The organism is Novipirellula sp. (assembly GCF_041583735.1).
Classification (GTDB): Bacteria; Planctomycetota; Planctomycetia; order Pirellulales; family Pirellulaceae; genus Novipirellula.
The window spans coordinates 1-6,835 of sequence record NZ_JBFHFD010000462.1 but is presented as its reverse complement, the minus strand read 5'-3'; the positions used below and the strand labels follow the sequence as shown (position 1 = coordinate 6,835).

Annotated in this window: 7 protein-coding genes; 5 read left to right on the top strand and 2 right to left on the bottom strand. The window is 54.1% G+C overall.

What is annotated here, in order from left to right; genetic code table 11:
• A partial coding sequence (locus ABX962_RS25820) for a s-methyl-5-thioribose-1-phosphate isomerase (RefSeq protein ID WP_372723651.1) occupies positions 1–561 on the top strand: 561 nt, incomplete at its 5' end.
• Between the two features lie 420 nt (positions 562–981).
• Positions 982–1,215: a carbon storage regulator gene (locus ABX962_RS25815; protein ID WP_339936318.1), complete on the top strand. Its 234-nt coding sequence runs from the start codon at positions 982–984 to the stop codon at positions 1,213–1,215.
• Positions 1,216–1,540: 325 nt separating this feature from the next.
• On the opposite strand, the gene ABX962_RS25810 is transcribed toward ABX962_RS25815, so the two are convergent.
• Positions 1,541–2,470: a glycosyltransferase family 2 protein gene (locus ABX962_RS25810; protein ID WP_372723649.1), complete on the bottom strand. Its 930-nt coding sequence runs from the start codon at positions 2,468–2,470 to the stop codon at positions 1,541–1,543.
• 215 nt (positions 2,471–2,685) lie between these two features.
• On the opposite strand from ABX962_RS25810, the gene ABX962_RS25805 reads away from it, so the two are divergent.
• Positions 2,686–3,672, top strand: coding sequence for an aldo/keto reductase (locus ABX962_RS25805; protein WP_372723647.1), 987 nt, complete (start codon positions 2,686–2,688; stop codon positions 3,670–3,672).
• 20 nt (positions 3,673–3,692) lie between these two features.
• Here ABX962_RS25805 and ABX962_RS25800 read toward each other — a convergent pair whose 3' ends face one another.
• Entirely contained in the window at positions 3,693–4,181 is a 489-nt protein-coding gene (locus ABX962_RS25800) for a Crp/Fnr family transcriptional regulator (RefSeq protein ID WP_372723645.1), read from the bottom strand.
• A gap of 196 nt (positions 4,182–4,377) precedes the next feature.
• Here ABX962_RS25800 and ABX962_RS25795 point away from each other — a divergent pair, with 196 nt between their 5' ends.
• A complete protein-coding gene (locus tag ABX962_RS25795) occupies positions 4,378–5,661 on the top strand; it encodes a PQQ-binding-like beta-propeller repeat protein (RefSeq protein WP_372723643.1) in 1,284 nt (427 codons plus the stop codon).
• Positions 5,662–5,731: 70 nt separating this feature from the next.
• Positions 5,732–6,835 (top strand): hypothetical protein (locus ABX962_RS25790; protein WP_372723641.1); only part of this gene is annotated, 1,104 nt, incomplete at its 3' end.

Genomic DNA, 6,835 nt, shown 5'->3' with positions numbered 1-6,835 from the left:
GGTTTGGCGACGTCGATGTGGGGCACGGCGCTCGCGCCGATATACCATCTGCACGAAGCGGGGCACGCCATCGAGGTGTTCGCCGATGAAACGCGGCCTCTTCTGCAAGGCGCTCGCTTGACCGCATGGGAATTGTCTCAAGCCGGTGTTCCGGTTACGGTGTTGACCGATTCGATGTCGGGAAGCCTGCTGCGGTCGGGACAGATCGACGCGGTGATCGTTGGCGCCGACCGTATTGCTGCCAACGGCGACGCTGCAAACAAGATCGGGACTTACCCCCTAGCCGTGCTCGCCCGCTATCACCGCGTGCCGTTTTATGTCGCGGCGCCCTCGAGCACGTTTGATCCTGCGCTCGCCAAAGGCGATCTGATCCCGATTGAACAACGCGGCCGTGACGAAGTCGCCAACCCCCACGGCGTCAAGCTCGTCCCCGACGCCGCGAACGTGATCAACCCCGCTTTCGATGTGACTCCCGCAGACCTGATCACCGCGATCATTACCGAGCGGGGAATCGTAATGGAACCTAGCCGCGAAAAACTCGCGAGCCTTCTTAAGTGGTGACATTCAGAGCGCGATATCGCCCTCACTAAATCAGCGGCGGGCTCGTGTCCATGAACACTTTTTGAAGTTTCTTCGAAAAGATTTCATTGCTGTGACCTGACGTGTCAAACCGCTAGCTGATACTTCTTCTGTCGAGCCAAAGATGAGATTTAAGTTGTCTCAAATCGAGACCAATGAATCATTTCGGTATCGACGGATGAGATTTAGAGGTCAATGTGCAACCATAATGATAATTTTTCAATCGCTTCGCAAAGGCAAAGGAATGTCTCAGTAACCTGCGGTTTTCCGCATTTCATTGAGTTTTATTAAAGTTTGGCGAAGCGGTGGAAACTATCTGATTAATGGAAGCGATTTTGGCACAAAAAGTGTATGTATCCATCACGTTCAAGAAGTTCAACCTACCAATCAGGGAAGAAAACAATGCTAGTTTTAAGCCGCAAAGAAGGTGAGCAACTCCTAATCGGTGACAACATCGTTCTGACGATCAATCGAATCTCGGCGAATCGAGTTGCGATCGGAATCGAAGCTCCGCGTGAAGTGCGGGTGGTTCGTGGTGAGTTGGACCGCAAGGAAGTAGCGCCGCGTGGTACCGCTCCGATGACCATCATCATGGAAGAGCAAAACGTCTCGGTCGCTAGCAAGCCTGATTGCTAGCGTGGGGTGACGTCGATTGTGCAATTTCTTTACGAAGTTGCGTGATACATAAGAGCGAGCTGAGACTCACTTTGAATTCAAAGAGTGAATTAGATTTCAGAGCGTGAGTACGCCGATTTCGATGAGATGGGGCAGCCAATTTCGGGGCAGCCAATTTCGATTCAGCGAATTGGTTTTTCATGAGGGATGAACGGGCCGAAGAACCGGCCCATCATTCCCCTCACTGCTGAGGGCAACGAATTGCCCCACAGCAGAAAAATGATGCTCTTCATTCAGAATGCAAGCTGCAACTTAAACCGCACGTCGTGCTATGCAGTACGTCAGATTAGGCAGCGCGTCGCGAGGGTGCGAACGAACGATTGGGAAGCGGGAGGACCGCTTCACACTCGTCAATCGATTTCACTTCGTCGATATGCACGCGTCGCTTCATTTCGGCGGTTGCGGAACCACCGGTCATCATGCCGATCGATTCTCGTAGACGCGAAGGTCGACCGAGATTCGCTAGCATCCCTCGCAGTCCATCGCGGAACCCACTGCGGTCCTTGCATGCGGTTTGGCGAATCGCCCACAGACGCTTTCCCCGTCGGAACGACGCATTGTTCCATGCGGTGTGGTCTTGGTCGGAAACCAAGCTGCACTGTTCTGCTGTTACACATCGCCAACCGGATTGCGATAATGCCAGTCCAGCGGTGTACGAGAATTCGAGCAGACTGTTGCCGCGATAGCAATGACAGACGTTTCGCAGTGACTCGCGTCGCCAAAACGATGCTTCGACAAAGACGCCATCGATCTTCGCGATCTCTTGGCGACTCAATTTCGTCTGCGATACACCAGCGGGTTGGCAAAGCCGTGACGCACTGTCGAACCAACCGGCTCCGACAATCCGTCCCGTTTGCTCCCTCCGAACGACCGCAGCGATTGCCGCGACATCATGATGTTCGAATTTTTCCAGTGCGGCATCAACCCAACCTTCTGTTGCCTTAAAGCCGCCACTTAAGACATGGACAAATCGACCGCGGGCTGCCGAAGCGCTTGCGGAGATCAGTTCGAGCAATTCAGCCGAGTCAGCGGACACAAAGCGAACTTCGTCACCCAATTCGAACGGGTCTTCATAAGTCCCGTCGTGAGCAACAATCACTTCACAGCCGCTGGGCTGATGCTCTAAAACACTGATCAAACTGGTTTCGAAAGACTGAAGGTCTTCCGTCACCGGGACCACAATCGTAAGCCGCGGGATCGGAGAAATATTTGGCACCGAACCACCTCAAGAAAGAATGCTGGCATGCACGCCGGCTTTCAAGACAATACGACGACCGACTCGCCGTCCTAGCTAGTTTTCGGTAGAACCAGCGTCAGAAGATGAGATCTTCGGCTGAACAGACCAAGAAAGATGCAAAGCAAGCATCGTCTGACTCTGTATTCATTCGCCAACCGACAAACCCAACCTAATCCCTCAACCCAAACACACCCATGCACACGCGATTGCTCCCCCCCGACGGATCAAAGGTTTCTGAGATTGGCTTTGGTGCATGGGCGATCGGGGGGCAGTGGGGGCCACAAAGCGATGACGTGTCGCTGCAAGCACTTCACGCGGCGATCGATCGAGGTGTTAACTTTATCGATACCGCCGAGGGCTACGGCAACGGACATAGTGAGATGCTGATCGCCAAAGTATTGAAGGATCGCAGTGAGCCGGTCTTTGTTGCCACTAAAACGCCCCCCAGCCCCGGACCGTGGCCGCCGAGTCCCTATTGCCGCTGGCAAGATCGCTACTCCGCAGCCTATCTGCGAGACAACATTCACCAGCGTTTGACGAACCTCGCTGTCGAGCGAATCGATCTGCTGCAACTGCATACCTGGACACGCGGCTGGAACGACGATCCTCAACCGTTGTTGGTGCTGCGTCAATTGCGAGACGAGGGCAAGATCAACTTGATCGGCGTCAGTACCCCCGAGCACGACCAGGATTGTGTGGTGCAGTTGATGCGAAATGGATTGGTCGATGTCGTTCAGGTGATTTTCAATCTGTTTAACCAGGATGCTGCCGCTCAAATCTTGCCGGTCGCGGCCGAAACGGGAACCGGTGTGATCGTCCGGGTTGCTTTGGACGAGGGATCGTTGGCGGGCAAATACAGCGGTGATCATGTTTTCCCCGAAGACGATTTTCGCAGCCAGTATTTTGCCGGAGACCGGATGCAGCGGACTGCCGACCGCGTTGCCGAAATTCGTGCCGACATGGATGCGCTGGGTTTATCAGACGATTATTCCATGGCCGATGTCGCACTAAAATTTGCGCTCTCGCGACCCGAGGTGAGCACGGTGGTTGCAGGTATGCGTACGGTCAAGCAGGTCGAGCAGAATACTCGAACGAGCCAACTGCGAGATTTGCCGGACGAGGCGATCACGCGTTTGCGACGACACAATTGGCGCCGCGGCATTTGGTACGGCGGAAAATAAGTGCGGCAGAACGCTACCGTTTAGACCGTGCCGGCAAATGGCGTTTCGACGCCATGGTCCTGCTGCAGTTGAAATAAGCAATCGTCAGCAATCCGCAACCGTCGGCTGACTTCGCGACCCAGATTCATCATGATCATCGCATACTGCTCGACGTTCATGCGATACAGCGAATGCAGCACCGTGCGTGGGATTTCAATCGTTTCGCAATTGCATTCTGCTTGCGCCGCAGCGGATCGCGGCTGAAAATCAATCAGCGACATTTCGCCAAAGCAATCGCCGCTTGCCAAACGTCCCAGCGTGATCGATTCATCTCTCCACATCCGCTGAATCAACACGGTCCCCGCTTCGATCACGTACAGCGACTCGCCCGGGTCGCCTTCGTGGAAAAAATAGTCGCCCGCTGCCAACACAAGCCGATGCGACTCTCCCAGAATCAATTCCAGCGACTCATTTTTCAGTCCCCCAAACACGGCCATTTGGCGAAGCATTTTTGCTTGATGTTCATTCATCGAGTGAGCTCAAGAAAAGAGAGGCGAAACGGAGCGGCGGTGCCGAGCAGGAGAAGCATCCCGATTGTAGCACTTTCGTCGTCCTGAGAAGTAAAATGTTGACGTCATTGGCTCTCGGGCCGTGGCTGGCGAGATTACAATCGAAGTCCTCCTGGCTCCCCTTTGCCTTCCTCGAGTTTTTTTGCTTGGAATTGTTATGTTCACTGCGGTTCGTACCCAGCTGTCTTTGTCTGCTTGCATTGCAATTTTATCTCTGACCCCATGCGTCCATGGCAACGAAGCGTGGCCAGCGTTTCGTGGACCGGGCGGCGACGGGATCGTGCGCTCGGGCGCCAAGTTGCCGTTGCAATGGTCGTCTGAAAAGAACATTGATTGGCGTACCGAATTGCCAGGCAAAGGTTGGTCCAGCCCCGTCTGTGATGACGGTCGTATTTATGTGACCACAGCGATCCCCGCCGAACCAGCGGTAGGGTCCGAGGATGTGGCGAAAGAGTTTTCGCTGTCACTATTGGTCATCGACGCCGCCAGTGGCGAACTGTTGCAGACGATTCCGGTAATGCAGCAAACCAAGGATCGATCGCCCAAAATCCATTCTAAGAACAGTCACGCCAGCCCCACGCCGATCATCGATGGCGATCGCATCTTTGTCCACTTTGGCTACCAAGGCACTGCATGCGTCAGCAAGCAGGGCGAGATTTTGTGGACCAATCGTGATTTGTACTTCAGCCCTCAGCATGGCAATGGCGGAACCCCGATCTTGGTCGACAACCTCCTCATTTTTACTTGTGACGGTGACAAAGAACCTAAAATCGTTGCTCTGCATGCCGACACCGGTGAACTTGCTTGGCAAACGTTGCGAATGATCTTTTCAATTCGCACGTTCTCGTTTGCGACACCGACATTGATCGAAGTCGATGGTCAAAAACAAGTGGTTGCGCCCGGCAGCGATTGCGTCTTTGGTTTGGACCCGAAAACGGGGGAAACGATTTGGGATGTTCGCTACGATGGTTATTCCGTGATCCCCAAACCGATCTTTCATCGCGGGCTCGTGTTTGTTTCGACCAGCTACGACAGCAGCAAACTGCTGGCGATCCGTCCGACCGGCACCGGCGTGGTGACCGACACACATATTCAGTGGCGTTCCAACAAGAGTGTCTCCAAGACGCCGTCGATGGTCGCCGCCGATGGATTGATCTATTGGGTCAGCGACGATGGGATCGCGATGTGTGCCGAAGCCGAGACGGGCGAGATTGTTTATCGCAAACGAATCGGTGGCAACTTTTCCGCGTCGTTGTTGATGTCCGGCGACCGGATCTATTTCACCAGTGAAGAGGGTGTCACCACGGTGGTCCGCGCCGGTCGCGAATTCGAGGTTCTCGCCACCAATCCGATCGAAGAACGAACCCTTGCATCGCTGGGCGTTTTTGAAGATTCCATTTTACTTCGCACCGCGGACGCGCTTTACCGAATCTCGCAGTAGAAAGCGGTTAGAATCAAGGCTTCTACTCCTCCCCCCCTCTCGAAACCAGAGTCGCCTCGAAGGACGCCCCATGATTTTCGCACTCCGAAGTCGTGCCCACTGCATTCTGCTGTTTTTATCCGTGTCTGTATTGGGATTGGCATCACCGCCGGTCACGGCCCAAGTGCTTCGTTACCAACCCAAGCCCGATTCGCAATTCGCCTATCGATTTGAGATTAACGCCGATAGCGGAAGCGAAACGACGCATTACAAAGGGATCACAAAGTACGAGGTCAATAGTGTAGATGCGAATCTGATCCAACTGACGTATCGGGGCGGATTATCAGAATCGAAAACGTACAAGGCGGGTAATCGTGGGATGCGAGGTCCGTTTGGGTTTGGTTCATTCCCACCGTCGATGCCCAGTCCGTTTTCGCGACCCGCCTTCGCTGGCAAAACGCAAACCACCAACCAAATCACGATGTCGACGCGCGGCGAAGTGATCAAATTGGTGGGCGATTCCCAACTCCCTTTCTTGCTCGGCAATGTCTCGCTGATTCCGTTTGAGCCGCTGCCCGAGACGGACGAAAAGAAATGGCAGATCGACTCGGGGATCGCGGTCACGCAAAAGGACCGCCAAGACCGGTTCGGCCCCGGAGGCTTTGGGCCTGGCGGTTTCGATCCTTTTGGCCGTAGGAATAACAATGATGACACCATACGTGCCGCGATTGAAAGGACAAGCTTCCAGCTTCTGCGGCATCAGAAAGACTTGGTCCTATTCAAAAAGGACTACGAATTGAAGATGCCGGAAACCGAGGATGGTGTCGCCTATGAAATGTCCGGCTCGGGAACTTGGTCATTCGACAAGTCCGAGAATATGCCTGCGGGGATCGAGTTTAGTTACAAGCTAATTGTCAAAAGCAAAAACTCGACCACAACGCTTCCGATCACGATGAAATACGAGCGGTTATCGCAGCAGGAAATCGATGCGATCGAAGCCGAGGCAAAAAAACGGGCAGAGGAACGAGCGATGGCCGCCGCCCAAGCCAAGGCCGAAGCCGAAGCTCCGCTGACCGAAGCACAAAAAGCGGATGCGCTCGCGTCGCTTGCGTCCAACGACGCGGCACGACAAATTCAAACGCTCGGTGAGCTAGCCAAGAAGAATTTGAAAGATCCCGATCAAGAGATCGCAACT

Coding starts and splice junctions, on each gene's coding strand:
- ABX962_RS25815 (WP_339936318.1), top strand. CDS start 982: ATGCTAGTTTTAAGCCGCAAAGAAGGTGAGCAACTCCTAATCGGTGAC.
- ABX962_RS25805 (WP_372723647.1), top strand. CDS start 2,686: ATGCACACGCGATTGCTCCCCCCCGACGGATCAAAGGTTTCTGAGATT.
- ABX962_RS25800 (WP_372723645.1), bottom strand. CDS start 4,181: ATGAATGAACATCAAGCAAAAATGCTTCGCCAAATGGCCGTGTTTGGG.
- ABX962_RS25795 (WP_372723643.1), top strand. CDS start 4,378: ATGTTCACTGCGGTTCGTACCCAGCTGTCTTTGTCTGCTTGCATTGCA.